Source organism: Streptomyces sp. LARHCF249 (assembly GCF_052871255.1).
On sequence record NZ_JBIXJQ010000006.1, the window covers coordinates 282,644 to 309,215 of the forward strand.

Sequence of the window (26,572 nt, forward strand, 5' to 3'; positions counted from 1 at the left end):
CGGGCGGGGGCGCGGCCCGGGGGAAGCCGCGCCGCCGAAGGCCGCGCCCCGCCGGAAGCCCCGCCTCCCACGGGGGGAGGGAGACGGGGCGGCTGAGGGGAGTCCCCGGTCTAGGAGTGCTGCTCCGACGACCGGGTCCGCTCCCGGGCGGTGGTCGGGACGGTGCCCAGCCGTCCGGCCTGGAAGTCGTCGAAGGCCTGCTGGAGCTCGTGCTTGCTGTTCATCACGAACGGCCCGTAGTGCGCCATGGGTTCGCGGATCGGGCGTCCGCCGAGGAGCACGACCTCGAGGTCCGGAGCGTTGGAGTCCTGGGACTCGTCCGCCCGCACCGTGAGCGAGCCGCCCTCGCCGAAGACGGCCGTCTGCCCGGTGTGGACGGGCCGGCGGTCCTCGCCGACCGAGCCGCGCCCGGCCATGACGTACGCCAGGGCGTTGAAGTCCCCGCGCCACGGCAGGGTGACCTGCGCGCCCGGGGTGACGGTCGCGTGGATCATCGTGATCGGCGTGTGGGTGATGCCGGGGCCCTCGTGGCCGTCCAGCTCGCCCGCGATCACGCGGAGCAGGGCGCCGCCGTCCGGGGTGGTCAGCAACTGGACCTGGCCGCCGCCGATGTCCTGGTACCGCGGGGGCATCATCTTGTCGGAGGCCGGGAGGTTCACCCACAGCTGGAGGCCGTGGAACAGCCCGCCGGACACGACGAGGGACTCCGGCGGGGCCTCGATGTGCAGGAGGCCCGACCCGGCGGTCATCCACTGCGTGTCACCGCCGTTGATGACTCCGCCGCCGCCGTTGCTGTCCTGGTGGACGAAGGTTCCGTCGATCAGGTACGTGACGGTCTCGAAACCGCGGTGGGGGTGCCACGGGGTGCCCTTGGGCTCGCCCGGGGCGTACTCCACCTCGCCCATCTGGTCCATCATGATGAACGGGTCGAGGTACTGGTAGTTGATGCCGGCGAACGCGCGGCGCACCGGGAATCCCTCGCCCTCGAACCCGCCGGGAGCGGTCACGACGGCCATCACCTTGCGCGGGGCGACCGCGGTCGGCTCGGCCACGCGGGGGAGCGTCAACGGGTTCTCAACAGTCACTGCGGGCATGGTCAGGACCTCCTTCTGCGTCGAGTTTAGTTGAAACTCGAACTTTCTGCCACACCCGACAGAACAGCGCCGGCCCCAGGGGCATTCCCCTGGGGCCGGCGCCTCCCTCGACCTGCGATTACGGTCCGACGATCTTCAATGAGTTGTACGGCGTCAGGTCGACGTCGTAGTACGTCCACGGCGGGATGGTGATGTCGCAGTTGGTGCCGTTGCCGTTCCGGCAGAGCTGCACGTACCAGCCGGGCGTCTGGTTGTTGAAGACCCGGTGCACTCCGTACTGGTTGTAGAACGGGTGGTTCCCGCGGCTGAAGTACTCCTTGGGCCAGCCGTTCCAGTTGGCGCCGCCGTAGATGCACCCGGCACCGTAGTCGCAGTTCATGTAGGTGCCGCCCGTCGCGGCGGCCTGGGCCGGAGACGCCGCCAGGACCCCCGTACCCAGCGCCATCACCCCCGCGGCCGCGACTGCCGCGAGCTTCGTGCGTATCGACGTACGTGACATCGCAGTCTCCCTTTCCGTAGGAGCGGGATTCCCCCCGCACCACCGATACTCGGGAGCCGCCGACGCGGCCGCGATCCTTTCGGGCACCCCCGAAACGTTCAGGGACTGCTAGCCGTCTGAGCGGCAATGGCGTCTAGCCATACATGCGGCGCATGGCGAAGTCGACCATCTGCTCGACCGCCTTCGCGTCGAAGACCATCCGGTGGTCGCCCTCCATGTCGAGGACGAAGCCGTACCCGGTGGGCAGCAGGTCGATCACCTCCGCGCCGGTGATCACGAAGTACTTGGACTCCTTGCCGGCGTACCGGCGCAGCTCCTTGAGCGTGGTGAACATCGGGATGACCGGATGCTGCGTGTTGTGCAGCGCCAGGAAGCCCGGGGTCTCGCCGCGCGGGCAGTAGACCTTGGCGGAGGCGAAGATCTGCTGGAAGTCCTCGGCGGACAGGGAGCCCGTGGTGAAGGCGCGTACCGCGTCCGCGAGGGAGGGCGGGGACGGCTCGGGGTACAGCGGCGCCTGCCCGTACCCCTGCGGGGGCTGGGGCTGCGCGTAGCCCTGCTGCTGGGCGCCCGGGTTCTGGTCGTAGCCGTACATGGCCGACAGCCTACCGAGCCGGGGCCGCCTTGAGGGCGGCGATGAACGGCCCCCACGCGGGCGCGCTGAGAATGAGCGCGGGCCCGCCTGGCCTCTTGGAGTCCCGAACCGGGACGATTCCGTCCAGCCCGTCGGCGACCTCGACGCAGTTTCCGCCGTCGCCGGTGCTGTAGCTGCTCTTGCGCCAGATCACGGCACCGAACTCAGTCCCGTTGCTTGCCATTTCTGTACTCCTCAGCAGCTTGCTCGATCGTGGCGAGAGAGGCCTCCGGCGACAGTGCGGCGGCCCTGAGTCGATCGTATGACGTGCGATACCGCTTCACGAGGGCCGGATCGTCCACGATCTCGCCGTGATACGGGCCCTCCGTGTACACGAACGGCGGCTCGTTCTCGAATTCCATGAACATGAGCGGAAGCCCCAGGAAGGGCTGGATGGCAGAACTCCACAGCAAGACCTGTGGAACGATGCGGCGGCGCCGCGCCAAGACGGCGATGTGCTCGAGTTGAGCAGCCATCTCACCCGGCGGCAACAGCGGCTGGCGCACCAAACCCTCATGCAGGATCGTCCAGTACTCCGGCCTCTTCGGATCCTCGAACAGAGCGGCCCTCTCGATGCGGGCGCGGACCTTCGCATCTACCTCCTCCGCCAGGTCCAACGGATGTGTGGAGTGGATGACCGCCCGCGCGTAAGCCTCCGTCTGAAGCAGACCGGGGATGAGCGTGTTGCTCCACTCCTCGATGGTTCGCGCCCGCTTCTCCGCCTCGGCGACCGGAGCGAAGTACTCGGCGTGCGCGCCCCGCTTGGCCTTCCGGACGTCTTCGCAGCGTCGCGAGAAGAACCCGTCGGTCTTCAGCACCTGGTCGACGTGCCGCGCGAGATCCTCCGGCATCCGCCGCTGGGCCCGCTCGATCTCGCTCAAGTAGCTGGCCCCGTAAAAGCTGCCCTCCACGGTCTGCTGGAGCGTGAGGCCCGCCGCCTCCCGGCGCCACCGCAGCTCCTTGCCATAGAAGGCCGGCACGCTCGCCGAGCCGTCAATGTCCTTACGCGCGGCCACCATCGCCCGCCTTCCACACCTCGCACCGTGGAGCCCGAAACCCTTCCCACGCTACGCCGACCCGCGCCAGCCTGTGAGTGGTTCGTCACAGTCCGCACATCCGGAAGGGTCCCCATGAGCGACCACACCCATGATCGCGAGACCATCGAGGCCCTCGCAGCGCTCCGCGCCGCCCTCGCGGCGCACGGCATCACGCTGCCCTCCCTCGCGCTCCACCTCCCCTCCTACGCCGGCAGCTACCGCACGCCGCCCCTCATCGCCCTCGGCAACTGCAACCTGGCCACCGCCCAGCGCCTGGTCGCCGCGCTGGCCGAGCGGTGAACGAGCTCACCATCCGGCTGCTCGCCGTCCCCAAGGCCGCGCCCCTCCTCCGCCACGCCGTGCGCGAGCACCTCGGCGCCGACGCCTCCCCGGACGCGGAGCTGTGCGTCAGCGAGCTGCTGGGCAACGTGATCGCCCACCTCGGCGAGGGCACGCCCGTCACCCTGCGGATCACCGGAAGGGCAGCCCGTACGCGGGTCGAGCTCACCGATCCCGATCCGCGCGCGTGGCCCGTACTGCGGCAGGCGGCCGACACCGACGAATCCGGGCGGGGCCTGGCCCTGCTCGACGCCGTGGCCCTGCGGTGGGGAGTCACCCGGGGGCTGGGCAGCAAGACCGTGTGGTGCGAGCTTTGACCCTGGTCACAGTCGGCTCGGAAGGGTTGCCGTTATTACCCGTGGGTAGCATCATGTTGTTACCGATTGGTATGTACGAGGAACCTGTCTCCCCGAGCCTTAACGGAGCCGTCGCCATGGGGCACTACAAGTCGAATCTCCGCGACATCGAGTTCAACCTCTTCGAGGTGCTCGGCCGCGACAAGCTGTACGGCACCGGTCCGTTCGAGGAGATGGACACCGAGACCGCCAAGAGCGTCCTCTCCGAGCTCACGCGTCTCGCCGAGAACGAGCTGGCCGCCTCCTTCGAGGACGCGGACCGCAACCCGCCGGTCTTCGACCCGGCCACCAACACCGCGCCGGTCCCGGCCTCCTTCAAGAAGAGCTACGAAGCCTTCATGGACTCGGAGTACTGGCGCCTGGGCCTGCCCGAGGAGATCGGCGGCACCACCTCGCCCCGTTCCCTCATCTGGGCGTACGCGGAGCTGCTGCTCGGCTCGAACCCGGCCATCTGGATGTACTCCTCCGGCCCGGCGTTCGCCGGCATCCTCCACGACGAGGGCAACGAGGCGCAGAAGAAGGTCGCCCAGATAGCGGTCGAGAAGCGCTGGGGCTCCACCATGGTCCTCACCGAGCCGGACGCCGGCTCGGACGTGGGCGCTGGCCGCACCAAGGCGATCAAGCAGGACGACGGCTCCTGGCACATCGAGGGCGTCAAGCGCTTCATCACGTCCGGTGAGCACGACATGGAGGAGAACATCCTCCACTACGTCCTCGCGCGCCCGGAGGGCCACGGCCCGGGCACCAAGGGCCTGTCCCTCTTCCTCGTCCCGAAGTTCCACTTCGACTGGGAGACCGGCGAGCTGGGCGAGCGCAACGGCGTCTACGCCACGAACGTCGAGCACAAGATGGGCCTCAAGGCGTCCAACACGTGCGAGATGACCTTCGGCGACCAGCACCCCGCCAAGGGCTGGCTGATCGGTGACAAGCACGACGGCATCCGCCAGATGTTCATGATCATCGAGTTCGCCCGCATGATGGTCGGCACGAAGGCCATCGCGACGCTCTCGACGGGTTACCTGAACGCGCTGGAGTACGCCAAGGAGCGCGTGCAGGGCCCGGACCTGGCCAACTTCATGGACAAGACCGCGCCCAAGGTCACCATCACGCACCACCCCGACGTGCGCCGCTCGCTCATGACGCAGAAGGCGTACGCCGAGGGCATGCGCGCCCTGGTGCTGTACACCGCCTCCGTCCAGGACGCGATCCAGGTCAAGCAGGCCGCGGGCGAGGACGCCTCCGCCGAGATCGGCCTGAACGACCTGCTCCTGCCGATCGTGAAGGGCTACGGCTCGGAGAAGTCCTACGAGCAGCTCGCCCAGTCGCTGCAGACCTTCGGCGGTTCCGGTTACCTCCAGGAATACCCGATCGAGCAGTACATCCGGGACGCCAAGATCGACACCCTCTACGAGGGCACCACGGCGATCCAGGGCCAGGACTTCTTCTTCCGGAAGATCGTCCGCGACCAGGGCGCCTCCCTGAACGTCCTCTCCGAGACGATCAAGAAGTTCCTGGCCGAGGCCGTCGGCGGCGAGGAGCTGGCCGGCGCCCGCGACGCGCTCGCCAAGGCCGCCGTCGACCTCGAGGCCATCGTCGGCCAGATGATCGTCGACCTCACCGCCACCGGCGAGGACGTCAAGAACATCTACAAGGTCGGCCAGAACACCACCCGCCTGCTGATGGCCTCCGGCGACGTCGTCGTCGGATACCTGCTGCTCAAGGGTGCGGCCGTGGCCGCCGAGAAGCTCGCCACCGCCTCCGCGAAGGACGTCCCCTTCTACACCGGCAAGATCGCCGCCGCGAAGTTCTTCGCGTCGCAGGTCCTGCCCAACGTCTCGGTCGCCCGGTCGCTCGCCGAGGCCGTCGACAACTCCCTGATGGAGCTGGACGAGGCGGCCTTCTAGGCTGCGTCGCCCCGCAGGTACGCACGACGGCCGGACCCTCCGCCGAGGAGGGGCCGGCCGTCGGCGTAAGCGGACCGGCCGAAGGCCCTTGGCCTGCGGTTTTCCCCCGTTGTCAGTCGTTCATGGGACGCTCGTACGCATGAGTCCACAGGATCAGCACGGCAGCAGCAGGGGGTACTCCGTCCCGACCGGGCGGCCGTACGCCCTCAAGGAGCTGCAAGCGAGCCTGGGCAGCCTCGGCGACCACCTCCGGGAGCTGTACGACGGCGCGCACCCCGCCGAGTACGACGGCATCGCCGACGCGCTGTACGTGGCCTTCCAGACCGCCGCCGGACTCGCGCCCGCCAAGAGCTACACCGGCTGCCCCGAACACCCCAACGGCGCCCTCGACCCCGAGGCCCCCGACGGCTGGGGCCGCTGCCTCATCTGCAACGACCGGCGCCGCCTCGGGCGGCGGCGGCAGGGCGGCCGGGCGGCCGGCCCCGCACCGGCCGCGGAGCAGCGGCGCCTGGGCTACCCCGTGCCGGAGGGCCCGTACACCCTCGAGCGGCTGCGCGCGTGCCTGCGCACCGTCGAGGACCAGCGCTTCCACCTCGCCCTGTCCTCGCCCGCGGAGGACTTCGTCCGCATCGCCGACGACCTCCACCGCGCCTTCATCGTCGCCCGCGAGCTGTCCCGGCCGCGCAACGCCTCCGGCTGCTCCGAGCACCCCGGGGCGCCCATCGACCCCGACGCACCCCCAGGTGAGGGCTGTATCTTCTGCGCCGGACGCAAGAGACGCGCGCAGCGCTCCGCGCAAACCCCGGAGATGCTCCCGCGCATCCGCCGGGGCGAGCGCAGACAGCTGCAGCGCCGATTCGAGCGTCCTCCGGGCTGAGAATTGACGGGACCGCAGATCACCCACCCCGCGGTCGCGACCCCTCGGCTATCAGCCGCAGTCCGGCCATGGCGCACACGACCGTCGTTAAGGTGAATCACATGAGCTCTCCCGCCCGCTTCGACCGCGGCCACACCGACGATCTGATGACCTACCTGACGGCCAGTCCGTCGCCGTACCACGCCGTGGCCAACGCGGCCGAGCGGCTGGAGAAGGCAGGCTTCAGCCAGTTGTCGGAAACGGACGCCTGGGATGCGAGCACCGGGGGCAAGTTCGTGCTCCGCGGCGGCGCGCTCATCGCCTGGTACGTCCCCGAAGGCGCGGCGGCGCACACCCCGTTCCGCATCATCGGCGCGCACACCGACTCCCCCAACCTGCGGGTCAAGCCGCTGCCGGACACGGGCTCCCAGGGCTGGCGGCAGATCGCCGTCGAGATCTACGGCGGGACGCTGCTCAACACCTGGCTCGACCGGGACCTGGGCCTGGCCGGGCGGCTGACCCTGCGCGACGGCACCGAGCGCCTGGTGAACGTGGACCGCGCACTGCTGCGCGTGCCCCAACTGGCCGTGCACCTGGACCGGTCGGTGAACACGGACGGGCTCAAGCTCGACAAGCAGCGGCACATGCAGCCGATCTGGGGTCTGGGCGAGGTCCAGGAGGGCGACCTGATCGCCTTCCTGGAAGAGGAAGAGGGCCTGGAACAGGGCTCGGTGGCCGGCTGGGACCTGATGGTCCACTCGATCGAGCCGCCCGCCTACCTCGGCCGCGACCGCGAGCTGCTGGCCGGCCCGCGCATGGACAACCTGCTGTCGGTGCACGCGGGCATCGCGGCGCTGGCGGCGGTCTCCACGGGGAAGCTGGAGTACATCCCGGTGCTGGCCGCCTTCGACCACGAGGAGAACGGCTCGCAGTCGGACACCGGCGCGGACGGGCCGCTGCTGGGCAACGTGCTGGAACGTTCAGTCTTCGCGCGCGGCGGCTCGTACGAGGACCGCGCGCGGTCCTTCGCGGGCACCATCTGCCTGTCCTCGGACACCGGCCACGCCGTGCACCCCAACTACGGGGAGCGGCACGACCCGACGCACCACCCGCGGGCCAACGGCGGACCGATCCTGAAGGTCAACGTCAACCAGCGGTACGCGACGGACGGCAGCGGGCGCGCGGTGTTCGCGAGCGCGTGCGAGCGGGCCGGGGTGCCGTGGCAGACCTTCGTCTCCAACAACTCGATGCCGTGCGGCACGACGATCGGCCCGATCACGGCTGCCCGCCACGGCATCCAGACCGTCGACATCGGCGTCGCGATCCTCTCCATGCACAGCGCCCGCGAACTGTGCGGCGCGGACGACCCGTACCTCCTCGCGAACGCCCTGGTCGCCTTCCTGGAGGGCTGAGGCCCCGGTCGGCGGCAGGGCACGGCCCCCTCAGGGACCGGCCCGCCGCCGGCGGGCCCGGGAGTCGGCCGCGCCGAGGCCTCGGAGCCAGGCTCTCCCGGGCGGTAAGCCCCGTCCCCCGGGCGTATGGAGCAGTACTGGGCCCGCAAGGGCTGCCCGCGCATGTCGGTGCGTGACGGGCACGTGCCGTCCTCGTAGATTCGCCTCCAGCCGGCCGGAACGGGCCTTGGACGAGGGAGAGCGGCATGCGCAGGATTCGTGGGATCGCCATCGCGCTGGTGAGCGCGGCGACCCTCACCCTGACGGGCGCGGGCAGCGCACAGGCCGACGGACTGCTGGACGTCTTGTCGCCTCTGGTGTGCGGCCTGCAGAACAACGTGGCCGGCAACAACAACGAGATCCACCAGGCGGGCACCTGCGACCAGGCCGCGACGACGACACCCGGTGGCGACGGCGACGGCATCACCGGCTACGAAGTGGTTCCCGGCGGCGGGTTCTTGGTCATCAACGGTGGAACCGTGGCCGCACAAATCCCCTGCCCGGCAGGAAAGCGGGTCCTCAGCGGAGGGGTCGAGATCACCAGCGGCTCTCCAATCGACCTCCGTGTCGCGACATCGGGCCCGAATGCCGCCGGCACGAGCTGGACGATCGCCGTCGCCGGGGTCGGCGCTCAGGTGACCGGAGAGTTCTACGCGATCTGCGCGAATGCCGCCGCCTGATCCGTACGAAGCCCCCTGTGCAGGCCGAGGCCCTCGCACCGCTCCTGGTGCGAGGGCCTCGGTGCGACTGCGCGGAGCTCAGGCGCTGTCGTCCATCCCGGCGAGGACGAGGGGCAGGCGGGCGGCCCCGTCGGGGGTGACGCGGACGGGGACGCCCCAGTCCTGCTGGTGGACGTGGCAGGCCGGGTACTCGTTGTCGGGGTCGTCGTCGCAGGACGCCGCCATCGCGGAGACGTGCAGGACGCCCTCGGTGACGTCCGGGTTCAGCGCGAGCTCCCGGAACAGGTCGGTCCCGGCGCCCTCGCCCGCCGCGAGCAGCTCGGCCGGGGTCGAGGAGACCAGCAGCCGGGTGGACGGCCCGTAGCGGGTGTCGAGCTTCTGCCCGCTCGGCGCCTGGAACACCACGTCGAGGCGGAGCGTGCCCGGCGCCACCTCGGTGGCGGCGCGCTGCGTCCGGTGGGCGACCGCGTCCACCCGTACGGCGTCCTCCGGGAGCCGCAGCCGGGTCAGCCGGTGCCGGGCGGACTCGACGACCACGATGTCCTCGCCGACCAGCACGGCGTCGCTGGGCTCGCGCAGGTCGGTGGCGAGGGTGGACACCTGCCCGGTGGCCGGGTCGAACCGCCGCAGCGCGTGGTTGTACGTGTCGCACACCGCGACCGAGCCGTCGGGCAGGGCGGTGACCCCGAGCGGGTGCTGGAGCAGGGCCTGGCCGGCGTCGCCGTCCCGGTGCCCGAAGTCGAACAGCCCGGTGCCCACGGCGGTCGTGACGGCGTAGCCGTCCTCGGCGGGCTGGACGTAGCGCAGCGCGCTGGTCTCGGAGTCGGCGATCCAGAGCCGGTCCCCGGCGGCCGCGAGCCCCGAGGGCTGGGCGAACCAGGCCTCGGCGGCCGGCCCGTCGTGCAGCCCCTCGTTGGTCGTACCGGCGGCGACCTCGACGGTGTCCGTCTCCGGATCCCAGGTCCACAGCTGGTGCACACCCGCCATGGCGATCCAGACCTTGCCCTGCCACCAGGCCACGTCCCACGGCGAGGACAGGTCCACCTCGAGGGCCGGCCCGGAGGTGGGCGAGCCCTGCCACCACTGCCGGCCCGTCCCGGCGACGGTCTCGACGGCCCCGGTGGCCGGGTCGAAGCGGCGCAGCGCGTGGTTGACGGTGTCGGCGACGACGACGCTCCCGTCGGGCAGCAGCGCCAGCCCCTGCGGCTCGCTGAAGCTCTGGGCGGTGAACCCGCGCTCCCCGCTCCCGATGCGCCGTACGACGCTCTCCCCGTCGGCCGCCAGCTCCACCAGCTGGTGCCGGGTCGAGTCCGACACCAGCAGGTTCCCGCCGGGCAGCACCAGGGCCTTGCCGGGGAACCGCAGGTCGCTCGCCACCGGCTCGGGCGCCACGTACGGCCCGTCGCCGCGCCGCAGCGTCCCCTTGGCCTCGTGCGCGGCCTCCAGCTCCTCGACGAGCCGCTCGATGGCGTGCGCGTGCCCCTCACCGGCGTGCTGCGCGACGACGTACCCCTCGGGGTCGATCACCACGAGCGTGGGCCAGGCCCGGACGGCGTACTGCTTCCACGTCGCGAGCTCCGGGTCGTCCAGCACGGGGTGGTGCACCTCGTACCGCTCGACGGCATCGACGACGGCGGCGTGCTCCGCCTCGTGCACGAACTTCGGCGAGTGCACCCCGATGATCACGACGGTGTCGCGGTGCTTCTCCTCCAGCTCGCGCAGCTCGTCGAGGACGTGCAGGCAGTTGATGCAGCAGAAGGTCCAGAAGTCCAGGATGACGATCCGCCCTCGCAGGTCGGCGAGGGTGTACGGCGTGCCACCGGTATTCAGCCAGCCCCCCTTGCCGATCAGCTCGGGGGCACGGACACGGGCACGTCGGGGTGCGGACGCGGCAGAGTTCATGCGACAAGGGTGCCACCCCCGTGCATATGCACCCGTCCGGGTGACGACGCGGCGCGAGCCCCCGTGGGACGCTGAGGGTCCGGAAACCAGACCGTCACCCTCTTCGCCGAGCCGGGACGGCTCGGCTACACCAAGGTGAACGGGCCGCACCCCTTCGGGACTCCGGTCCGGCTGCCGGAGCCCTTCGACCTCGAGCTGGACTCCAGCGGGCTCTAGTCGAAGAGGGCGCTCAGGCGGGGGAGGCGGGCCGTGGTTTCCCCGGTGTCGTCGAAGTCGAAGTCCCAGGCCGGGTCCAGCGGCGGGTAGCTGATCGTGAAGGAGTCCGCCGGGAGTTCGCGGCCCGTGGCGGTCTCGTAGGCGGTCCAGGCGATGGACAGGGCCTCCTCGTCGGCCAGCTCCAGGCCGTCCCGCGCGGCCTCGCGGACCGCGGGGTGGGACGCCAGGGAGTCGGGGTCGGCCAGCGCCGACTCGAAGGCGTCCTGGCCCTGGGTGAGCAGCCAGCCCCGGAAGTAGTCGAAGCCGTCGTCCGAGCAGCCGCCGTTGATCACGTAGGCCGCGGCCCAGAGGGGGCTGCGGTAGGACTCCGCCAGCAGGTCCCACAGCACTTGCTGGGCCCCGGCTATCTCCGCCTCCGGGAGGCGCGCGAGCAACGCCGCCGCACGCTCGGCCACCAGGTCCTGCGCCGCCTCCGCGCGGGCCGTGCCGATCAGCTTCCAGAACGTCTGCTTGTCCATGGACAGAGCCTCGCACCCGGGTCTGACATCAGGTGAGGAAGGAGTGGAGAGATCCCGTGAGTGATGTGACGAAGGCTTGCCGGACCGCAGGCGGGACCAGGTCCAGGGACAGGTACGGGTTCAGGTCCTCCAGCTCGACGAGGAGCAGTTCGCCCGAGGGCGCCCGGCAGGCGTCCACCCGCTGGATGCCGTGCGAGAGGGTGTTCCACTCGACGAAGGCGCGGGCGAACTCCAGGTCCGCGCCGGCGGGTTCGTAGGGCCGCAGCTCCCAGCGCCGGTCCGGGTCCGGGGCGTACAGGGCGTACTGGAAGGCGTCGTCGACGAAGTAGAAGGACACCTCGTACGCGAAGTCGATGCGCGGCTGAATGAGGACCTCGCCCGCCGTCCCGGACGGGTCCGCCGTGAAGGTGAGGCCGATGGAGTCCGCGCCCTGCTTGGGCTTGACCGCGTACTGGGGCACCTGCGGCAGTTCCGACAGCCGGGCCGGGTCGTCGACGGTCGGGATGACCGGGTATCCGGCGGCCGTGAGGTCGAGCAGGTACTGCTTGCCCGCCATGTCGCCGCGGCCCGTGAGGGGGTTGTAGACCGGCGTGCCGGAGGCGAGCGCGGCGGCGCGGAAGGCGTCGTAGGCCTCCTGGTAGTGCAGGACCGGCCCGCTGTTGCGGACGATCACGGCGTCGAAGCCGGGCATCAGGCGCTGCGCGTCGCGCGGATGGCACAGGGCCAGCGGGAAGTGCTCCCGCAGCCGGGCGGTGAGGAATATGTCCTCGTCGCCGTAGCGGCGGCCGCGCGCCGGGTACGCCAGGTCGGTCACGTAGAGCAGGGGCATGAGGGCAACCTATCGCGGGCACGGATCAGCGCATGAAATACCTCGTACGGGACAAAGTGCTGGCCATCGGGGACGACTACTGGATCGAGGACGAGGACGGCCGCCACGCCTTCCTCGTCGACGGGAAGGCCCTGCGGGTCCGCGACACCCTGGAGCTCAAGGATCCGGACGGCCGGATCCTGATCACCCTGCGGGAGAAGATGCTCTCCTTCCGCGACGCGATGACCCTGGAACGGGACGACCTCCGGCTGGCGGTGATCCGCAAGAAGCGGCTGTCCCTGCTGCGCAACCACTACCGCGTGACCCTGGCCGAGGGCACCGGGCTCGACGTCAGCGGGCGGATCCTGGACCGTGAGTTCAAGGTCGAGTACGAGGGCGAGCTGCTCGCCCTGATCTCGCGCCAGTGGTACCGGATCCGCGACACGTACGCGGTGGACGTGATCCGCGAGGACGCGGACGCGGCGCTGCTGATCGCGGTGGCGGTGTGCGTGATCCGGATGGCGGAGAAGGAGCGCGAGGACGGCTAGGCCGTCTCTTCCGGATCCTGCCGGGCGGGGGTCAGGCGGGCGCCGCGTAGCAGTGCACGGACACCAGCTGGTCAGGGCTCCACCGCTGCTCGACGGTGGCCAGCCGGCTCCAGCCCCGGCTTTCGTACAGGGCCGCCGCGGCCGTGTCGGACGCCAGGACGTCGAGGACGGGGTGCAGCGCGCGCTCCCGGGCTCCCTGCACGGCCCGTGCCAGCAGCAGGGCGCCCGTGCCCCGGCCACGGGCCGCGGGCGAGACGAACAGGCGGCTGATCACCGCGGTGCGCTCGACCGGCACACCGGCGCGGCGGCTCCACAGGGCGGGCGCCGCGTCTCCCGCTCCGCTGCGGGACAGGCCGATGTGGCCGGTCACGCGGCCGTCGGACTGCGCCACCCAGGCGTCGAGCAGGCCGGCCGGAGCCAGCCACTCGGCGGGCCGGTCCGGCCAGTGCACCGGGTAGCCGTCGTGCGCGTGGACGGCGGCGAGCACCCCGGCGCAGGCGTCGAGGTCGGGGAGCCCGCGCCGCCGGATGCCGCCGGCCGGTGCCGCGCCGGGATCGGCGGTCATCGGCCGGCCGGGGCGCGGAGCCCCAGCACGCGGTCCTTGAGGGCCGGGAACTGGGCACGGGTGTCGGGGACCTTCGCCGGGTCGAGGTCGACGGTGAGGACGTCCTCGCCGGGACCGGCCTCGGCCAGCACCTCGCCCCACGGGTCCACCACCAGGCTGTGGCCCGACTGTTCGACGCCCGCGTGGGTGCCGGCCAGGGCGCACGCCAGGACGTAGGACTGGTCCTCGACCGCCCGCGCCCGGTTCAACAGGGTCCAGTGCGACCGGCGCCGCGCGGGCCAGCCGGCCGCGACGACCATCGTGGTGGCCCCGGCGTCGACCAGGCCGCGGAACAGTTCGGGGAAGCGCAGGTCGTAGCAGGTGGCGATGCCGAGGGTCTGCTCCGGCAGCTCCACCGTGGTCAGGGAGTCGCCCGGCGCCATGAGCACCGCCTCGCCCTGGTCGAAGCCGAACCGGTGGATCTTGCGGTAGGTGGCGGCCAGCTCGCCCTCCGGGGAGAGCACGAGGGTCGTGTTGTACAGCGAGCCGTCGCCCGCGCGCTCCACGACCGAGCCCGCGTGCAGCCAGAGCCCGGCATCGCGGGCGGCCCCGGCCATGGCCGCGTAGGTCGGGCCGTCCAGCGGTTCCGCCTCGGTCTCGAACTGCTCGTACGCGAAGGCCCCGACCGTCCACAGCTCGGGCAGTACGACCAGGTCCGAGCCGGCCTGCTCGCGTACGAGATCGGCCACACGGGCGCGCCGGGAATCGACCGACTCGCCCTCGTTCACTGCGATTTGAATCAGCGAGGCGCGCACATTACCACCGTCCTGGCCTTCCAGCCGACAACTCGGGCCTACGATCGTCACACGAAAGCACTGCCGGGGTGCTCACCGGCAGCGTAGTTTTGGAAACCGAGTCTGATGTCCAGAGCTTCCAGAACGCGCCACTGAACAGCACCGCGAGGGGTCCCGTTGACCGTCCATTCCAGCCTTCAGCCCTATGCCGACGCGTGGACGCACTCCATCGAGGCAATATCCGAGCTGGTCCTCCCGCTGACGGAGGGCGAGTGGAACCGGGCGACGCCGTGCCCCGGCTGGTCGGTCCGTGACGTCGTGTCACACATCATCGGCATCGAATGCGAGCAGCTCGGAGACCCGCGGCCGATCCACACCGTGGCCCGCGACCTGCGGCACGTGGTGGACGAGTTCAGCCGGTACATGGAGGTGCAGGTCGACGTACGGCGCCACCACACCGCGCCGGAGATGACCTCGGAGCTCGAGTACACGGTCATCCGGCGGTCGCGGCAGCTGCGGAACGAGAAGCGGGATCCGGCCACGATGGTGCGGGGGCCGCTGGGCGACCAGGTGACGCTGGAGCAGGCGCTGCGGCTGCGGGCGTTCGACGTGTGGATCCACGAGCAGGACCTGCGGGCGGCGCTGGGCGTGCCGGGGAACTGGGACTCGCCGGGCGCGTACGTGGCGCGGGACCTCCTCCTCGCCGGGCTGCCGAAGGTGGTCGCGAAGCGGGCGGGGGCGCCGGCGAACTCGGCGGTGGTGATCGACGTGCACGGTCAGCTGGAGTTCATGCGGACGGTACGGGTCGACGCGGAGGGGCGGGGGACCGTGGACAAGGCCCCGTCGCTGGGCCCGGCCGTGACGCTCACGCTGGACTGGGAGACGTACGTCCGGCTGGCCGCGGGCCGGGTCCGCGCGCACTCCGTCGCCGACCGGGTGAAGGTCGAGGGCGACGCGGAGCTGGCCGGGGCCATCCTGGCCGGGTTCGCCGTCACGCCGTAAGGCCTCGGGCCCGGGCTGTACCCGGGCCTGCGCCCAGCCTGGCCTGCGCCCACCCCGGCCCGGGCCTCGGCCCGTGCGTGTGCCTGCGCGGAAGATCAACGGATCCTGCGCGCACGGCACACGCCCCGCGGCCGCCCCTCCCTAGTCTCGACCTCGTTGAGCGCGTCCGGGCGGGGTGGGACGGGGGTCCGCCCCGCCCGGTGGCTCAGCCTTCAGCGCGGCACGCGGGCCCCGGCCGCGGCCGCGCGGCGGAACTCGGTGGGGCTGAGCGCGTACGCGGCGCGGAACGCGCGGCTGAAGGCCGGGGCGTTGGTGAAGCACCAGCGGGCCGCGATCTCGTGGACGGGCCGGCCGGCCAGATCGGCGCGGGCCAGATCGGCGCGGGCGCGCTCCAGGCGCCGTCGCCGGACGGCGGCCGAGACGCTCTCCTCCCGCCCGCGGAAGAGCGCGTGCAGGCTCCGTACGGAGATGCCGTGCGCGGCGGCGATCAAGCCGGGGGCGAGCTGCGGATCCCCGAGGTTGTGCTCGATGAACGCGTCGATCCGCTCGCGCAGGGCCCGCTCGCGGGCCTCGGCGGGGAGCTCACCGTAGGCGTCGAGGCGGTGGGCGAGGCAGGCGGCAGCCAGATCGACCGCCACCGAGCCCAGTCGGCGCAGCTCCTGCGGTGCGCACGCGGAGCCGTGTTCGCCGAGCGAGGAGATGAACTGCGCCAGGACGGCCGCCATGCCGCTGTCCGTGGCGATGCGCCGGCCGAGCAGCCGGTCCACCCGGTCCGGCCGCAGCGGCAGGGCGTCCTTCGGCAGATGGAGGATGATCGACCGGTTCGGGCCGTCCCCGGGGTGGGCGACGGTCTCCTGGGGGCGCGAGGTGTCCCAGAGGATCATGTCGCCGACGCCGAACTCCTCGTCCCCGCCCCGGTGGGACATCCACCACCGGCCGCCGGTGATCAGCGCCAGCTGGTACTGCTCGGGGTCCCCGCGCCGGATCAGGGCGGGCGTGCGGCGCGAGCTCAGGGGCGAGTGCGCGAAGGTGGACACCTGGAGGGCGCCGAGGTCCAGCAGCGCCGCCTCGGCCTGGAAGTCGGCGGACCGCTCGCTCTTGATCGCCGTCGGTATCAGGGCGGAGGCGACGAGGTCGTTGAACCACTCGAACCTGTCCGCCACGGGCACGGCGGCGGCGGACACACGGGTCCACATGCGGGCTGATCCTCCTCCGGCCGTGCCGTCGACCGCCGACGGCGGGGCCTACTGTGACCCGTGCCCCGACGTCTCCGGAAGGGGACACGCGCGGGGGACCCGCTCCGGTTGCGGGGCCGGATCCGGGTGCCCGGCCTGCGGCGCGGGGATCACGGCGCGGCCGCCGGCGGCTTCGCGGGACAGGGCCCGGCCGCGCAGCCGGAGGATCTGGGTGATGCCGAGCGCCTCCACGGCGAACACCGTGGAGAACGCGATGCGGTAGTTGTCGCCGGTGGCGTCCAGGAGGACGCCCACCGCCAGCAGGGTGGTCATCGAGGCGATGAATCCGCCCATGTTCGTGATCCCGGAGGCGGTGCCCTGGCGCTCCGCCGGGTTGGCCGGGCGGGCGAAGTCGAAGCCGATCATCGACGCCGGCCCGCAGGAGCCCAGCACCAGGCACAGGGTGATCAGCAGCCACATCGGGGCCCGGTCACCCGGGTGGACGAGGACCGCCGCCCACAGCAGGGCCGTCAGGCCCACCGTGCCCAGGGCGAGGGGTATCCGCGCGGACTGGCGGCGGCCGACGATCTGCCCGTAGACCAGGCCGAGCGCCATGTTGGAGGCGACGACCAGGGTCAGCAGGCCGCCCGCGGTGGTCCGGGACAGGCCCTGCGCCTCGACCAGGAACGGCATGCCCCACAGCAGCAGGAACACCATCGCCGGGAACTGCGTGGTGAAGTGCACCCACAGGCCCAGCCGGGTGCCCGGCTCGCTCCAGGACTCGCGGATCTGGCGGCGGACGAAGCCTCCGCCCGCGCCGCGCGCCACCGGTGGCGGCGCGTGCCCCTCCGGGTGGTCGCGAAGGAACAGCACCAGCGGGACCAGGACGACCAGCCCCGCCGCCGCGCTCCCCGCGAACGCCGGCACCCAGCCGACCCCGTGCAGAACCGGCGCCAGCACCAGCGTGGAGACCAGGTTGCCGGCCATCCCGACCAGCCCGGCCAGCTGCGCCATCAGCGGCCCCCGCCGGGCCGGGAACCACCGGGTGCCGAGCCGCAGCACCGAAATGAAGGTCATGGCGTCGCCGCAGCCCAGCAGGGCGCGGGCGGCCAGCGCCATCTCGTACGAGGGGGCCAGCGCGAAGCCGAGCTGACCGGCGGTGAACAGGACGGCCCCGAGGGTCAGCACCCGCTTGGTGCCGAGCCGGTCCACCATCAGCCCCACCGGTATCTGCATCCCCGCGTACACCAGCAGCTGGAGCAGCGAGAAGGTCGCCAGCGCCGAGGCGTTGACGTGGAAGCGGTCGGCGGCGTCGAGTCCGGCCACGCCCAGGCTGGTCCGGAAGATCACCGCCACGAAGTAGACGGCGACGCCGATGGACCAGACGGCGACGGCCTTGCGCCCGCCGGGAGGGTCGAGGGCGCTCACCGGGCGTCACCGCGCATCAGGGTGCCGACCCGGCCCAGGTGCGCCCGTACGCAGGCCGCCGCCCGGTCCGCGTCGCCCGCCCGCAGCGCCGCCAGGACCTCGCGGTGTTCGACGAGGTTCTGCGCGACCCGGTCCGGGTGGGCGTGCATCACGGCGACGCCCATCCGCAGTTGCCGGTCGCGCAGTTGGTCGTAGAGGCGGGACAGGATCTGGTTGCCGGCGTGCCGGACGATCTCGGCGTGGAAGCAGCGGTCCTCGACCGCGAAGGCCGCCAGATCGCCGCTGTCCGCGTGCCGCTCCTGCGCGCGCAGCAGTTCCTCCAGCCGCTCGAGCAGCGCGGGCGGGGCCGGGACGGCCCGCCGTACGGTGAACTCCTCCACCAGCAGCCGGGTTTCGACCACGTCCGCGATCTCCTGCGCCGACACGGGCAGGACCAGCGCGCCCTTCTTGGGGTAGAGCCGGATCAGCCCCTCGGTCTCCAGGCGCAGCAGCGCCTCGCGCACCGGGGTGCGGGACACGCCCACGGCGTCGGCGACCTCGCCCTCGGTGAGGAGCGTGCCGCCCTCGTACCGGCGGTCGAGAACGCCCTGCTTGATGTGCCGGTAGACGCGGTCGGCGGCAGGTGCGGGCGCGGCGGGGGACGGCATGGCCACAGCATAGATACATGTCGTGTACAGCCTCGTCGCGTCTCAGCATCCAAGACTTCCTCGGGGACTGCATCGAAGGATGTACCGCCGGTTCGTCCACCGGCACGACGTACGGAGCCCCGCGCGCCGGGACGCTGAACTCATGGCCGACACCCTGACCACCGTCCCGGTGAGCCGGACGACCGCCCGGCTCCCCCTCCTCGACGTCCTGCGCGGCGCCGCGATCCTCGGCACGCTCATGACCAATGTCTGGATCTTCGCCTCGCCCGGCTCGGAGTGGGGCGTGCTCACCGGCGGGCTCACCACCCCCGACCCCGTCGCCGACCCCTCCACCGCGAACATCGCCGAGAGCGTCTTCCGCTTCCTCGCGGACGGCAAGTTCCTGGCGCTGCTGACGGTCCTGTTCGGGGTGGGCCTGGCCATCCAGTACGACTCCGCCGCCCGCCGCGGCGAACCGTGGCCCGGCCGCTACCCGCGGCGCGCCGCCTTCCTGTTCATCGAGGGCACCGTCCACTTCGTCCTCGTCTTCGCCTGGGACGTGCTGATGGGCTACGCCGTCACCGCCCTCCTCGTCGCCTGGCTGCTCGCCCGCTCCGAGAAGGTCCGCCGGCGCGCGATGTGGACGGCCGCCTCCGTGCACCTGGCCCTGGTCTGCCTGCTGACGCTCGCCGCCCTGGGCAGCGCGGACGGCACGCAGGAGGGGCCGGATCCGGCTGCCGTCGAGCTGTATGCGCAGCGGGGCTACGGCGACCAGATCGCCTTCCGGCTGGAGAACGTCCTCGCCCTGCGCATCGAGCCCGTCTTCTCCTTCGGGCTGCTGGTGTTCCTCTTCCTGCTCGGCGTCCGGCTGCACCGGGCCGGTGCCTTCGCCGCCACCCCCGAAGGCCGCCGCATCCGGACCCGGACGGCCGCCTGGGGCCTCGGCCTCGGACTGCCCCTGAACGCCGCGACCGCGCTGGGCGGCGACGCCTTCTTCCTCCTGGGCCGCTACGGGGCCGCGCCGCTCGTCGCCGTCGGCTACATCGGCCTGATCGGCATCGCCCTGGACCGGCTGTGGATCCCGCGGCCCGTCACCACCGCCCTCGGCTCGATCGGCCGCACCGCCCTGACCTGCTACGTCGCCCAGAACCTGCTGTGCATGCTGCTCTGCTACGGCTTCGGACTGGGCCTGGCCGAGCGGTTCGCCGGGACCGGCCCCTGGTGGGTCATGGGCCTGTGGGCGGCCGTCGGGCTCGCGCTGGCCGCCGGGTCGTGGCTGTGGCTGCGCCGGTTCGACCGGGGCCCGCTGGAGTCCGTACAGCGGTGGGCGCTCAGGTGACCTCGACGTCCAGGACGAACTCGTCGTACGGGGCCTCGTCCGGGTAGGGCGGCCGGATCTGCGCGAACCGGATCCGGGCCCGGCCGCCGCCCGGGGGACGGCCCCGTACGACGTACGTGCGCTCCACCGCCGCCCCCGGGGGGCCGGCCGCGGCTTCCCCGGCTTCCCCCGCTTCCGCTCCTTCCCCGGAGACCGTCGGGCCCTGCGACACCGCCACCACGTCCGCATCCCCGGTGACCTGCCAGGTCCACACGTACCCGCGCGCCCCGCGCCCGGTCAGCCGCAGCTCGTACGGCTCACCGGGGCTCAGCACGACGCTCCGTACCTCCACCCGCATCGGTCCTCTCAGCCCGGGCCGATGACCGGCCCCTCGTGCCAGCCGGCCCCGTCCCGCCAGTAGTGCTGGAGCAGGCGGTCGGTGCGCAAGGCGATCACTTCCAGGTTGAACCCGAAACTGCCCTGGAGCATCCCCGTGACCGCGCGCACGTCGTGCCCGAAGACCGCGCTGCGGCTCCAGGCCGAGCCGCGCGCGTTGCCCCGCCACCAGTGCTCGACGCGGCCGTCGGCAACGGCCACGCACAGCTCGTAGTTCCCCGCGGTGTCCTCGTCCACGGCCCCGTACTGCCCCTCGATCAGGCAGGGCGCGGAGACCGCGCCGGCGCCGAAGACCTCCCCGGCCCGCCACACGAAGCCGTTCGCGTCGTCGCGCCACCACAGCTGCATCCGGCCGTCGGCGCGGGCGGCGACGAGGTCGAGGCGGCGGGAGCGGGTCTGGACGAGGGCGGGGCCGTAGTGGGCGATGCCCGAGGCGAAGCGGCCGCCGTCGTTCCAGGTCCAGGGGGCGCCGTTGATCCGCCACCAGTGGTTCAGGCGGCCGTCCGCGGTCCGCACGACCACCTCGAAGTTGCCCGGCTTGCCGTAGTCGCTCTGGATGAAGGCCGGGGTCGAACCGACGGACGCGTCGCCCGGGCCGAAGGCCCCGCCGTCGCGCCAGACGCCGGCGGACTGCTCGTAGTACCAGTGGCGCAGCCGGCCGCCCGTGGTCACGTGCAGGGACTCCATGTTCCGGTTGTAGGTGGTGCCGGTGAAGGCGGGCGGGCCCGAGGCGTCGTTCGCGAAGGTGCCCGCGCGGGCCCACGCGTACGGCGCGTCGCCCTCGCGCCACCAGTGCTGGAGGCGGCCGCCGCCGGCCCGCGCGAGCAGCTCGAAATTGCGGTGGGCGCGGCCGTTGCCGCTCTCGTAGACGCTGCCGGTGTGCAGGCGGCGCTTGCTCCACGGGTCGATGTTGGTGCCGCGCAGGCCGCACTTGGCCCAGTAGTCGATGTTGACCTCGCCGTAGGCGATCCGGCCGTAGCCGCCGACGTGATAGCCCGGGCCCCAGGAGTTCTTGAACAGCCAGCAGCCCGCCGCGTCGTCGTACCCGGTGATCAGCACGCAGTGGCCGCCCGCGAGCCGGTCACCGGTGCGGTGGTAGACCCCGGCGCCGAGGGCGAAGAAGTCGTCGTACACGTCGAAGCAGGCGGTCAGCGGGCCGACGGTGTCCAGCCACACCTTCTGCTGCTCGACGTCGCCGAGGCGGACGTAGTCGCTGATCCGGACGGTCCGCCCCGAACGGTCCCAGCTGGGCGTGTACTCGGCCCGCCAGGCGTCGCGCCGGGCGGCGGGCAGACCGGCGGGCGGGGTGCTGTACGGCCAGCAGTCCGGGTCGGCGAGCCCGCCGTTGGTCCTGATCCAGTCGAGGGCGGTCTCGGGGTTGCTGCCCTGCCCGCAGCTGAACCTGAGCCCGTCGTGGACGTCCCCCTCGGAGCGCTCCGCCCACACGCAGTGCTCTATGCGGGCCATGGACTCCACCAGCCCGGCGGCGCCGAAGGCCCAGCAGGAGCCGCACGGGTTCTGGTCCTTCACCTTGGTGATCCAGGACGTGCCCCAGCGGCTGCGCCAGTCGACGGAGGCGGGCCGGGCGCCCGCGCGGGTGCCGGGGAGCAGCCCGTGGGCGGCCCGGCGCCGGGTGAGGTGCGGATTGCCGCTCTCGTGCCCGATGAGCGCCCGCAGGTCGGCGCCGCGGACCGCCTCGGCGGGGGTCAGGTTCGACCCGGGCTCCAGTCCGAGCGAGGGCCGCGGCACCGGCTCCTCGTCGGCCAGGTGCTCGAGGACCGACCACCGCGCCCCGCGCGCCGCGAGCCGTGCCCGCAACTCCCCCGCTGTCTGGACAGATTCCTCCGGCATGGCGGCCCCCCAGCTGCACCCGTTCGGATCCCCGACGTGGGAGCGTCTCCCCGCGCCCGGGCCGAGTCAAGGGGGTCCGCGAGGTCGCGCGGTGGCACGAGGGGGCTCCACACGGCGCTCGGCAGGGGGCCGTGATGAGGCCGTGCCGGTGGGCTCGGGAGCACTCCGCCGGCCGTCGCCACGTGGCGGGGTGCGGGTCCCGGCATCATCCGGAGCGCATCGCCGTCACGACCTGCTCTCGACCTGGCCGTCACCCTGACCCGCCCGCACGGGCTGCCGGTCACGGGCGCTTCCCCATCAATGGTCGCGGCGCGGCGACCGAGACGTAGCCGCTCCCCGACTTCGTGTAGTCGGGGAGCGGAAACGGACACCGCCAACTAGCGTGACGGCCATGACTGTTGAGCTGAACGAGACCGTGCGCGGGCTGCTGGACGCGCCGCATCCCGCCGTCCTGTCGACCATCAACCCCGACGGAAGCCCGCAGAGTTCCGTGGTCTGGGTGTCGCGCGAGGGCGGCGATCTGCTGATCTCCACCGAGCAGGGGCGGCGCAAGGAGCGCAACATCGTCCGCGACGGCCGGGTCGGCCTGACCGTCTTCGACCTGGCCAACCCCTTCCTCTACGCCGAGATCCGCGGCACGGCCACCGTCGCCGAGGACGCCGGCCGGGCCGTGGCCGTCCGCATCGCCGAGGAGTACCTCGGCCCGGGCGCCGGCAAGGAGTACCAGGACGCCCCGGCCGACAACGTCCGCGTGGTCGTGCGCATCACCCCGACCAGGGTCCTCGGCAACGCGGCGCGCGCCGAGGGCTGAGGACCGGGTCCCGGACAGCCGGGAGCCCCGGCCTCCGCACGGTGCGCGGGGGCCGGGGCTCGTCAGTCCGGCGTCAGCCCTGTGTGAAGTGACCGAGCAGGTCGGTGATCACGTGGTTGCTGCCGCCCCAGCTGTTGAAGACGCTGACCTTGCCGTCCCCGACCGGGGTCGTGACGTGGTTCGGGACGGTGAGGCCGGGCAGGGTGTTGAGGCTGCTCGCGTCCGTGCGCGGCGTCCCGTACCCGTGGACGGTCAGGAAGCCGGGACCGGTGGTCTCGGTCGCGGTCACGTTCAGCACCGCGCCGACCGCGTTCGCCGGCAGGCCGGCCACGGTCGTGGTCGCGCCCGGGGCGACCTTGCCCGTGGTGCGGGTGTCGGCCAGGCGCTTGGGCACGGCCGGGGTGAAGAGGGCCTTGCCGTCCTCGCCGTAGTAGCCGACCGCGTCGACGATCAGGTGCGTGGAACCGGAGTTGTTGTAGAGGGTGATCGTGCCGTCGGGGCCCACCGGGACGATGGCCTGGTTGGACTTGTCCTTGCCCGGCTCCGGGTTCAGGTTCGACGTCACGGGCCGCTTCGCCGGGTCCGGGTAGGCGATCACGTGGGTGTCGGCCGTCGTGCCGGTGCTGGTCAGGTTCAGCGCGACCGCCGTGGCGTCGGCCGGGATCCCGGCCACACCGGCGACCTTGACGGTACGCGTCTGGCCGCCGGCCACCGCGCCGCCCGACGTACGGGTGTCGGCGAGCCGGGTCGGGGTGACCGGGCTGAAACGCTGCCCGATGTTGGGCTGGTAGTAGCCGACGAAGTCGACGACGAGTGAAGCGCGGCCCGAGTTGAGCTGGGCGGAGACCTTGCCGTCGGCGCCCACGGGGACGGTCACGGTGTTGGAGGAAGTGCCGCCCGCCTTGACGTTGACGTTCGAGGTGACCGGGCGGGGCTGACCGGCGGGCCAGACGCTGACGTGGGTGTCTTCGGTGGCCCCGGTGGCGGTCACATTGAGTACGACCGAGGCCATGCCACCGGAGAGGACGTGATCCGGCACCGTGATGCCGACCGGCAGGATCACGGAACGGGCGACGCCGCCCTGGAGGGGACTGTCAGTGGTCCGGGTGTCCATGAGCCGGAAGGGTGTGGTGGCGACGTAGCCGGACGCCGCGTAGTCGACCCGAACGGTCCGGCTCACCGTGGACGTGCCGCCCTTGGTGTCCTGGAGCTTGAGCGTCACCTTGTACTCGCCCGGCGTGCTGTAGGTGTGCCGGACGGTGGACAGGCCCTCGCTGCGCTCGGAGAAGCCGTCGCCGAAGTCCACCTCCATGTACTCCACCGGCCACGGCGCCACCGTGGCCGCCGGGTCGACCGAAAGGGTCAGCGGTGCGACGCGCCCGATCGGGTTGTCCGAGGTCGGCAGGACCGGCACGGCGGTGAAGCCCCCGGTCAGCGGGCCGGCCGGGGTCACCTTGACCGGCTTCTCCGTGGTGACCTTCAGGCCGACCCCGTTGACCGCCGTCACCTTGACCACGTAGTCGCCCGGCTTGCCGTAGACGTGCGAGGCGAGGGCGTGCATTCCGTCGCCCTGCCGGGTGACGACCGGCGCCGTGCCGTCGCCGAAGTCGACGTGGTAGCTCATCGCGGTGGGCCAGCCGCTGTCCGAGACGGCCTGCACCTGCACCTCGGTCCCGACCGGCGCCCAGGTCTGGTCGATGTACATCCAGACCGCGCTCAGGCCGTCATCGGTCTCGTAGGCACCGCGGTCGAGGTACCCGCCGTTCTTCCCGGTGTTGGGGACGCGCGGGTCGTCCGCGGTCGGGTACCCGTTGATGTCGGTGGGCAGCACGCCCGGAGCCGTCGGGTCGGCGGAGTCGATGGTGGGGGAGCCGTCCCTGGGTTCGACGCCTTCCGACGACGGGGTCTGGATGTCGTGCGCGCCCTGGCCGGTGGCCGACTGGAAGGCGGCCGGGTCCTTGTAGGTCGTGCCGGACCAGCTGTAGGGCACGAGCGGGACCGCGGGGTTGAGGGCGATCAGGTTGTAGTCGGCGAGGGTTCCCGCCGCGGCACTCGTGGACACCGCGATGCCGTGGCGCGGTTCGGTCGATCTGCACAAGGAGTGGGCCCCGGTGTGGAGCACGTTGTTGAACAGCCCGGAGGCGGTCGAGCCGCCACTGACCGAGACGGCCGCCGCGCAGCCGCCTTGGACCGTGTTGTTGGTGAGGACGGTGCCCGGCGCGTCCACCACCGTGACCGACGGCCCGGCGGTACCCGCGATGTCGTTGCGGCTGAGCACGGTGCCCTGCGAGCCGCCCTCGATACGGACCCCCGTCAGCGTGCTCCGGCTGACGCGCACGTCCTTGCTCGCCCCGTCGACCACGAGGGAGTCGAGCGCGCCCTTCCTGGTTTCGATCCCGTCCAGCTCCACACCGGTGGAACCGCTGACCCGCATGCCGCTGTAGCTCCGCAGCTGGCGCAGCACCACGTGGGAGGCACCGCTGACGGTCAGACCCTTGCCGTAGGCCAGGTCCGCCCTGGTGGCGCCCACCCGCCCGTCGGCCACGAAGCTGATCGGCTTGCCCGGCTCCCCGGAGCGGTCGACGACGACGTTTTCGTCGTACGCCTTGCCCGTCTGGATCCGCACGGTCTGACCCGGCGCCACGACCTTGGCCGCGGCCGAGATCGTGCAGTACGGGACGGCCTGCGTGCCGGAGCCGGCGTCTGAGCAGTTGGAGCCGTCATGGTTGCTGACGTACAGGGAACTCGGGACATCGGCGGCCGCGGCGCCCGGAATGCCGAGAAGAGTGACGAGACCTGCGGTCAGCAGGACCGTCGCACGAGTGGGACGCACCAGAAGGGTTCCTTCGACGAAGCAAATGGCGTGGAGTCACGACGGGTGCTGCGGCGCCGCACGACTGGCAGACGTCCTGTTCCCCCAGCGACAGTCGGGCGCACGCGAACCCGTGAAGACTTCGATCATCATCCAATGGCCGGAAGCCGATGTCACTCCCTCGGCCTACGGCAATCGCGGCCGCACCGCCGACCACGCGTCGACCGCCTCCGCCAGGGGCTCGCCGTCCGGCAGGTACGGGCGTACGAGGGCCAGCCACGGGAGCAGGTTCTTGATGCGGCGCAGGTGCAGGATGCGCGGGCGCGGCAGGTCGCGCCAGCTGTCGGCCTCCGCGGCCGCTTCCTGCGGGGTCAGGTCGATCAGCGCCAGCAGCTCCCGGCACAGGGCCGCCGGGTCGCCGCCGCGTTCCGGGCCGAACTCCCGGATCAGGTAGCCCCGTACGGCCGCCAGCTCGGCCCCGCGGGCCAGCTCGCCCGTCTCCTCGGCCTCCGCGCAGCGGTAGGTCGCGGCCAGCGCCACCCGGCCCCAGCGGAGCCGGATCCCGTCCGGGACCGCGTCGTCCTGCATCCACCCGACCGCCAGGATGCGCAGCGTCCGCGGAAGGGGCTCGTCCCCCAGCGGCGGGCCGGTGGCCAGCCACTCCTCCAGCTCCTCCAGCGAGTGTCCGTCGGGCGGCACCGAGGTCAGCACCTGCCCGCGGCTGAGCAGCGCGACCACGGCTCCCGTGAGGTGGACCTTGGCGACGTGCCCGGCGTCGAAGAAGCCGACGGTGCGCCCGTACCGCTCGATGCGGCGCAGCCCGAGCCGCAACTCCCCCACGGCGTAGACCTGTCCGGCCCGCGCCACCCCGCCGACGCAGCGGACCACGCACACGCCGCCCGTGACGTCGGCCTCCTCCACGGAGTACACCTGCAACTCGGCTATGGGCACGCCGGGAGGCTACCCGGTCCACCCC

27 protein-coding genes and 1 pseudogene are annotated in these 26,572 nt (G+C 72.1%); 11 read left to right on the top strand and 17 right to left on the bottom strand.

Annotated elements, in window-relative coordinates; all coding sequences use genetic code 11:
* Positions 1 to 110: 110 nt before the first annotated feature.
* The 5 genes from ACIPUC_RS19290 to ACIPUC_RS19310 all read right to left on the bottom strand — a co-directional run bounded on the left by ACIPUC_RS19290 (position 111) and on the right by ACIPUC_RS19310 (position 3,240).
* Positions 111 to 1,094: a pirin family protein gene (locus ACIPUC_RS19290; RefSeq protein ID WP_446590802.1), complete on the bottom strand. Its 984-nt coding sequence runs from the start codon at positions 1,092 to 1,094 to the stop codon at positions 111 to 113.
* A 118-nt stretch (positions 1,095 to 1,212) separates the two neighbouring features.
* Positions 1,213 to 1,593, bottom strand: a complete 381-nt coding sequence (locus ACIPUC_RS19295) for a hypothetical protein (protein WP_446590804.1) — start codon at positions 1,591 to 1,593, stop codon at positions 1,213 to 1,215.
* Positions 1,594 to 1,726: 133 nt separating this feature from the next.
* A complete protein-coding gene (locus tag ACIPUC_RS19300) occupies positions 1,727 to 2,185 on the bottom strand; it encodes an SseB family protein (protein ID WP_446590806.1) in 459 nt (152 codons plus the stop codon).
* Between the two features lie 10 nt (positions 2,186 to 2,195).
* Entirely contained in the window at positions 2,196 to 2,408 is a 213-nt protein-coding gene (locus tag ACIPUC_RS19305) for a DUF397 domain-containing protein (RefSeq protein ID WP_446590808.1), read from the bottom strand.
* Positions 2,389 to 3,240, bottom strand: coding sequence for a helix-turn-helix domain-containing protein (locus ACIPUC_RS19310; protein WP_446591166.1), 852 nt, complete (start codon positions 3,238 to 3,240; stop codon positions 2,389 to 2,391). Before ACIPUC_RS19310 ends, ACIPUC_RS19305 begins: the two co-directional genes overlap by 20 nt.
* A 114-nt stretch (positions 3,241 to 3,354) precedes the next feature.
* On the opposite strand from ACIPUC_RS19310, the gene ACIPUC_RS19315 reads away from it, so the two are divergent.
* The 6 genes from ACIPUC_RS19315 to ACIPUC_RS19340 all read left to right on the top strand — a co-directional run bounded on the left by ACIPUC_RS19315 (position 3,355) and on the right by ACIPUC_RS19340 (position 8,847).
* Positions 3,355 to 3,561, top strand: a complete 207-nt coding sequence (locus ACIPUC_RS19315) for a hypothetical protein (RefSeq protein ID WP_446590810.1) — start codon at positions 3,355 to 3,357, stop codon at positions 3,559 to 3,561.
* The gene (locus tag ACIPUC_RS19320) at positions 3,558 to 3,917 is read left to right on the top strand and encodes an ATP-binding protein (protein ID WP_446590811.1); all 360 of its coding nucleotides are present in this window, start codon (positions 3,558 to 3,560) and stop codon (positions 3,915 to 3,917) included. Before ACIPUC_RS19315 ends, ACIPUC_RS19320 begins: the two co-directional genes overlap by 4 nt.
* A 116-nt stretch (positions 3,918 to 4,033) precedes the next feature.
* Positions 4,034 to 5,860, top strand: a complete 1,827-nt coding sequence (locus ACIPUC_RS19325) for an acyl-CoA dehydrogenase (RefSeq protein ID WP_446591167.1) — start codon at positions 4,034 to 4,036, stop codon at positions 5,858 to 5,860.
* Positions 5,861 to 5,999: 139 nt separating this feature from the next.
* Positions 6,000 to 6,737, top strand: a complete 738-nt coding sequence (locus tag ACIPUC_RS19330) for a hypothetical protein (RefSeq protein ID WP_446590813.1) — start codon at positions 6,000 to 6,002, stop codon at positions 6,735 to 6,737.
* Positions 6,738 to 6,838: 101 nt separating this feature from the next.
* Complete coding sequence (locus ACIPUC_RS19335; protein ID WP_446590814.1) at positions 6,839 to 8,128, top strand: M18 family aminopeptidase; 1,290 nt, start codon at positions 6,839 to 6,841, stop codon at positions 8,126 to 8,128.
* Positions 8,129 to 8,373: 245 nt separating this feature from the next.
* The gene (locus ACIPUC_RS19340; RefSeq protein ID WP_446590815.1) at positions 8,374 to 8,847 is read left to right on the top strand and encodes a hypothetical protein; all 474 of its coding nucleotides are present in this window, start codon (positions 8,374 to 8,376) and stop codon (positions 8,845 to 8,847) included.
* A 78-nt stretch (positions 8,848 to 8,925) separates the two neighbouring features.
* On the opposite strand, the gene ACIPUC_RS19345 is transcribed toward ACIPUC_RS19340, so the two are convergent.
* Positions 8,926 to 10,749, bottom strand: coding sequence for an NHL domain-containing thioredoxin family protein (locus ACIPUC_RS19345; RefSeq protein WP_446590816.1), 1,824 nt, complete (start codon positions 10,747 to 10,749; stop codon positions 8,926 to 8,928).
* 87 nt (positions 10,750 to 10,836) lie between these two features.
* Here ACIPUC_RS19345 and ACIPUC_RS19350 point away from each other — a divergent pair.
* Positions 10,837 to 10,965, top strand: a pseudogene (locus ACIPUC_RS19350) (Uma2 family endonuclease); the annotation flags it as partial.
* Here ACIPUC_RS19350 and ACIPUC_RS19355 read toward each other — a convergent pair.
* Together ACIPUC_RS19355 and ACIPUC_RS19360 are read right to left on the bottom strand one after the other, a co-directional pair.
* Positions 10,962 to 11,483, bottom strand: coding sequence for a DUF4240 domain-containing protein (locus ACIPUC_RS19355; protein WP_446590817.1), 522 nt, complete (start codon positions 11,481 to 11,483; stop codon positions 10,962 to 10,964). The pseudogene ACIPUC_RS19350 and the gene ACIPUC_RS19355 overlap by 4 nt on opposite strands.
* A gap of 28 nt (positions 11,484 to 11,511) precedes the next feature.
* On the bottom strand, positions 11,512 to 12,312 hold the full coding sequence (locus ACIPUC_RS19360) for a hypothetical protein (RefSeq protein ID WP_446590818.1): 801 nt from the start codon (positions 12,310 to 12,312) through the stop codon (positions 11,512 to 11,514).
* Positions 12,313 to 12,344: 32 nt separating this feature from the next.
* On the opposite strand from ACIPUC_RS19360, the gene ACIPUC_RS19365 reads away from it, so the two are divergent.
* Positions 12,345 to 12,839: an LURP-one-related/scramblase family protein gene (locus ACIPUC_RS19365; protein ID WP_446590820.1), complete on the top strand. Its 495-nt coding sequence runs from the start codon at positions 12,345 to 12,347 to the stop codon at positions 12,837 to 12,839.
* 31 nt (positions 12,840 to 12,870) lie between these two features.
* On the opposite strand, the gene ACIPUC_RS19370 is transcribed toward ACIPUC_RS19365, so the two are convergent.
* Complete coding sequence (locus ACIPUC_RS19370) at positions 12,871 to 13,404, bottom strand: GNAT family N-acetyltransferase (protein WP_446590822.1); 534 nt, start codon at positions 13,402 to 13,404, stop codon at positions 12,871 to 12,873.
* On the bottom strand, positions 13,401 to 14,198 hold the full coding sequence (locus ACIPUC_RS19375; protein ID WP_446590823.1) for a carbon-nitrogen family hydrolase: 798 nt from the start codon (positions 14,196 to 14,198) through the stop codon (positions 13,401 to 13,403). The genes ACIPUC_RS19370 and ACIPUC_RS19375 overlap by 4 nt, the downstream gene beginning before the upstream one ends.
* 156 nt (positions 14,199 to 14,354) lie before the next feature.
* Between ACIPUC_RS19375 and ACIPUC_RS19380 the strand changes: the two genes are divergently transcribed.
* Positions 14,355 to 15,179, top strand: a complete 825-nt coding sequence (locus ACIPUC_RS19380; protein ID WP_446590824.1) for a maleylpyruvate isomerase family mycothiol-dependent enzyme — start codon at positions 14,355 to 14,357, stop codon at positions 15,177 to 15,179.
* Between the two features lie 212 nt (positions 15,180 to 15,391).
* On the opposite strand, the gene ACIPUC_RS19385 is transcribed toward ACIPUC_RS19380, so the two are convergent.
* Genes ACIPUC_RS19385 through ACIPUC_RS19395 form a run of 3 tightly spaced genes read right to left on the bottom strand, consistent with a single transcriptional unit; the run spans position 15,392 to position 18,429 of the window.
* Positions 15,392 to 16,375 carry an AraC-like ligand-binding domain-containing protein gene (locus tag ACIPUC_RS19385; RefSeq protein WP_446590825.1) on the bottom strand — a complete coding sequence of 328 codons (984 nt, stop codon included), beginning with the start codon at positions 16,373 to 16,375 and terminating at the stop codon, positions 15,392 to 15,394.
* 48 nt (positions 16,376 to 16,423) lie between these two features.
* A complete protein-coding gene (locus ACIPUC_RS19390; RefSeq protein ID WP_446590826.1) occupies positions 16,424 to 17,782 on the bottom strand; it encodes an MFS transporter in 1,359 nt (452 codons plus the stop codon).
* Positions 17,779 to 18,429, bottom strand: a complete 651-nt coding sequence (locus tag ACIPUC_RS19395) for a GntR family transcriptional regulator (protein ID WP_446590827.1) — start codon at positions 18,427 to 18,429, stop codon at positions 17,779 to 17,781. The genes ACIPUC_RS19390 and ACIPUC_RS19395 overlap by 4 nt, the downstream gene beginning before the upstream one ends.
* 142 nt (positions 18,430 to 18,571) lie before the next feature.
* On the opposite strand from ACIPUC_RS19395, the gene ACIPUC_RS19400 reads away from it, so the two are divergent.
* On the top strand, positions 18,572 to 19,747 hold the full coding sequence (locus tag ACIPUC_RS19400) for a DUF418 domain-containing protein (RefSeq protein ID WP_446590828.1): 1,176 nt from the start codon (positions 18,572 to 18,574) through the stop codon (positions 19,745 to 19,747).
* Here the strand turns inward: ACIPUC_RS19400 and ACIPUC_RS19405 are convergent.
* Both ACIPUC_RS19405 and ACIPUC_RS19410 read right to left on the bottom strand, forming a co-directional pair.
* Positions 19,740 to 20,078: a protease inhibitor I42 family protein gene (locus tag ACIPUC_RS19405; protein ID WP_446590829.1), complete on the bottom strand. Its 339-nt coding sequence runs from the start codon at positions 20,076 to 20,078 to the stop codon at positions 19,740 to 19,742. The genes ACIPUC_RS19400 and ACIPUC_RS19405 overlap by 8 nt on opposite strands.
* Positions 20,079 to 20,092: 14 nt before the next feature.
* On the bottom strand, positions 20,093 to 21,973 hold the full coding sequence (locus ACIPUC_RS19410) for a C1 family peptidase (protein WP_446590830.1): 1,881 nt from the start codon (positions 21,971 to 21,973) through the stop codon (positions 20,093 to 20,095).
* Positions 21,974 to 22,364: 391 nt separating this feature from the next.
* On the opposite strand from ACIPUC_RS19410, the gene ACIPUC_RS19415 reads away from it, so the two are divergent.
* A complete protein-coding gene (locus tag ACIPUC_RS19415) occupies positions 22,365 to 22,784 on the top strand; it encodes a PPOX class F420-dependent oxidoreductase (RefSeq protein ID WP_446590832.1) in 420 nt (139 codons plus the stop codon).
* 73 nt (positions 22,785 to 22,857) lie between these two features.
* On the opposite strand, the gene ACIPUC_RS19420 is transcribed toward ACIPUC_RS19415, so the two are convergent.
* The gene (locus tag ACIPUC_RS19420; protein WP_446590833.1) at positions 22,858 to 25,617 is read right to left on the bottom strand and encodes a PKD domain-containing protein; all 2,760 of its coding nucleotides are present in this window, start codon (positions 25,615 to 25,617) and stop codon (positions 22,858 to 22,860) included.
* A gap of 165 nt (positions 25,618 to 25,782) precedes the next feature.
* On the bottom strand, positions 25,783 to 26,547 hold the full coding sequence (locus ACIPUC_RS19425; protein ID WP_446590834.1) for a hypothetical protein: 765 nt from the start codon (positions 26,545 to 26,547) through the stop codon (positions 25,783 to 25,785).
* Positions 26,548 to 26,572 lie beyond the last annotated feature (25 nt).

Bases quoted from the DNA above. Each gene is read 5' to 3' on its own strand.
- ACIPUC_RS19340 (WP_446590815.1), top strand. From the start codon at position 8,374: ATGCGCAGGATTCGTGGGATCGCCATCGCGCTGGTGAGCGCGGCGACC.
- ACIPUC_RS19410 (WP_446590830.1), bottom strand. From the start codon at position 21,973: ATGCCGGAGGAATCTGTCCAGACAGCGGGGGAGTTGCGGGCACGGCTC.
- ACIPUC_RS19385 (WP_446590825.1), bottom strand. From the start codon at position 16,375: ATGTGGACCCGTGTGTCCGCCGCCGCCGTGCCCGTGGCGGACAGGTTC.
- ACIPUC_RS19370 (WP_446590822.1), bottom strand. From the start codon at position 13,404: ATGACCGCCGATCCCGGCGCGGCACCGGCCGGCGGCATCCGGCGGCGC.
- ACIPUC_RS19330 (WP_446590813.1), top strand. From the start codon at position 6,000: ATGAGTCCACAGGATCAGCACGGCAGCAGCAGGGGGTACTCCGTCCCG.
- ACIPUC_RS19315 (WP_446590810.1), top strand. From the start codon at position 3,355: ATGAGCGACCACACCCATGATCGCGAGACCATCGAGGCCCTCGCAGCG.
- ACIPUC_RS19335 (WP_446590814.1), top strand. From the start codon at position 6,839: ATGAGCTCTCCCGCCCGCTTCGACCGCGGCCACACCGACGATCTGATG.
- ACIPUC_RS19300 (WP_446590806.1), bottom strand. From the start codon at position 2,185: ATGTACGGCTACGACCAGAACCCGGGCGCCCAGCAGCAGGGCTACGCG.
- ACIPUC_RS19345 (WP_446590816.1), bottom strand. From the start codon at position 10,749: ATGAACTCTGCCGCGTCCGCACCCCGACGTGCCCGTGTCCGTGCCCCC.
- ACIPUC_RS19400 (WP_446590828.1), top strand. From the start codon at position 18,572: ATGGCCGACACCCTGACCACCGTCCCGGTGAGCCGGACGACCGCCCGG.
- ACIPUC_RS19355 (WP_446590817.1), bottom strand. From the start codon at position 11,483: ATGGACAAGCAGACGTTCTGGAAGCTGATCGGCACGGCCCGCGCGGAG.
- ACIPUC_RS19395 (WP_446590827.1), bottom strand. From the start codon at position 18,429: ATGCCGTCCCCCGCCGCGCCCGCACCTGCCGCCGACCGCGTCTACCGG.
- ACIPUC_RS19325 (WP_446591167.1), top strand. From the start codon at position 4,034: ATGGGGCACTACAAGTCGAATCTCCGCGACATCGAGTTCAACCTCTTC.
- ACIPUC_RS19295 (WP_446590804.1), bottom strand. From the start codon at position 1,593: ATGTCACGTACGTCGATACGCACGAAGCTCGCGGCAGTCGCGGCCGCG.
- ACIPUC_RS19365 (WP_446590820.1), top strand. From the start codon at position 12,345: ATGAAATACCTCGTACGGGACAAAGTGCTGGCCATCGGGGACGACTAC.
- ACIPUC_RS19305 (WP_446590808.1), bottom strand. From the start codon at position 2,408: ATGGCAAGCAACGGGACTGAGTTCGGTGCCGTGATCTGGCGCAAGAGC.
- ACIPUC_RS19290 (WP_446590802.1), bottom strand. From the start codon at position 1,094: ATGCCCGCAGTGACTGTTGAGAACCCGTTGACGCTCCCCCGCGTGGCC.
- ACIPUC_RS19360 (WP_446590818.1), bottom strand. From the start codon at position 12,312: ATGCCCCTGCTCTACGTGACCGACCTGGCGTACCCGGCGCGCGGCCGC.
- ACIPUC_RS19415 (WP_446590832.1), top strand. From the start codon at position 22,365: ATGACTGTTGAGCTGAACGAGACCGTGCGCGGGCTGCTGGACGCGCCG.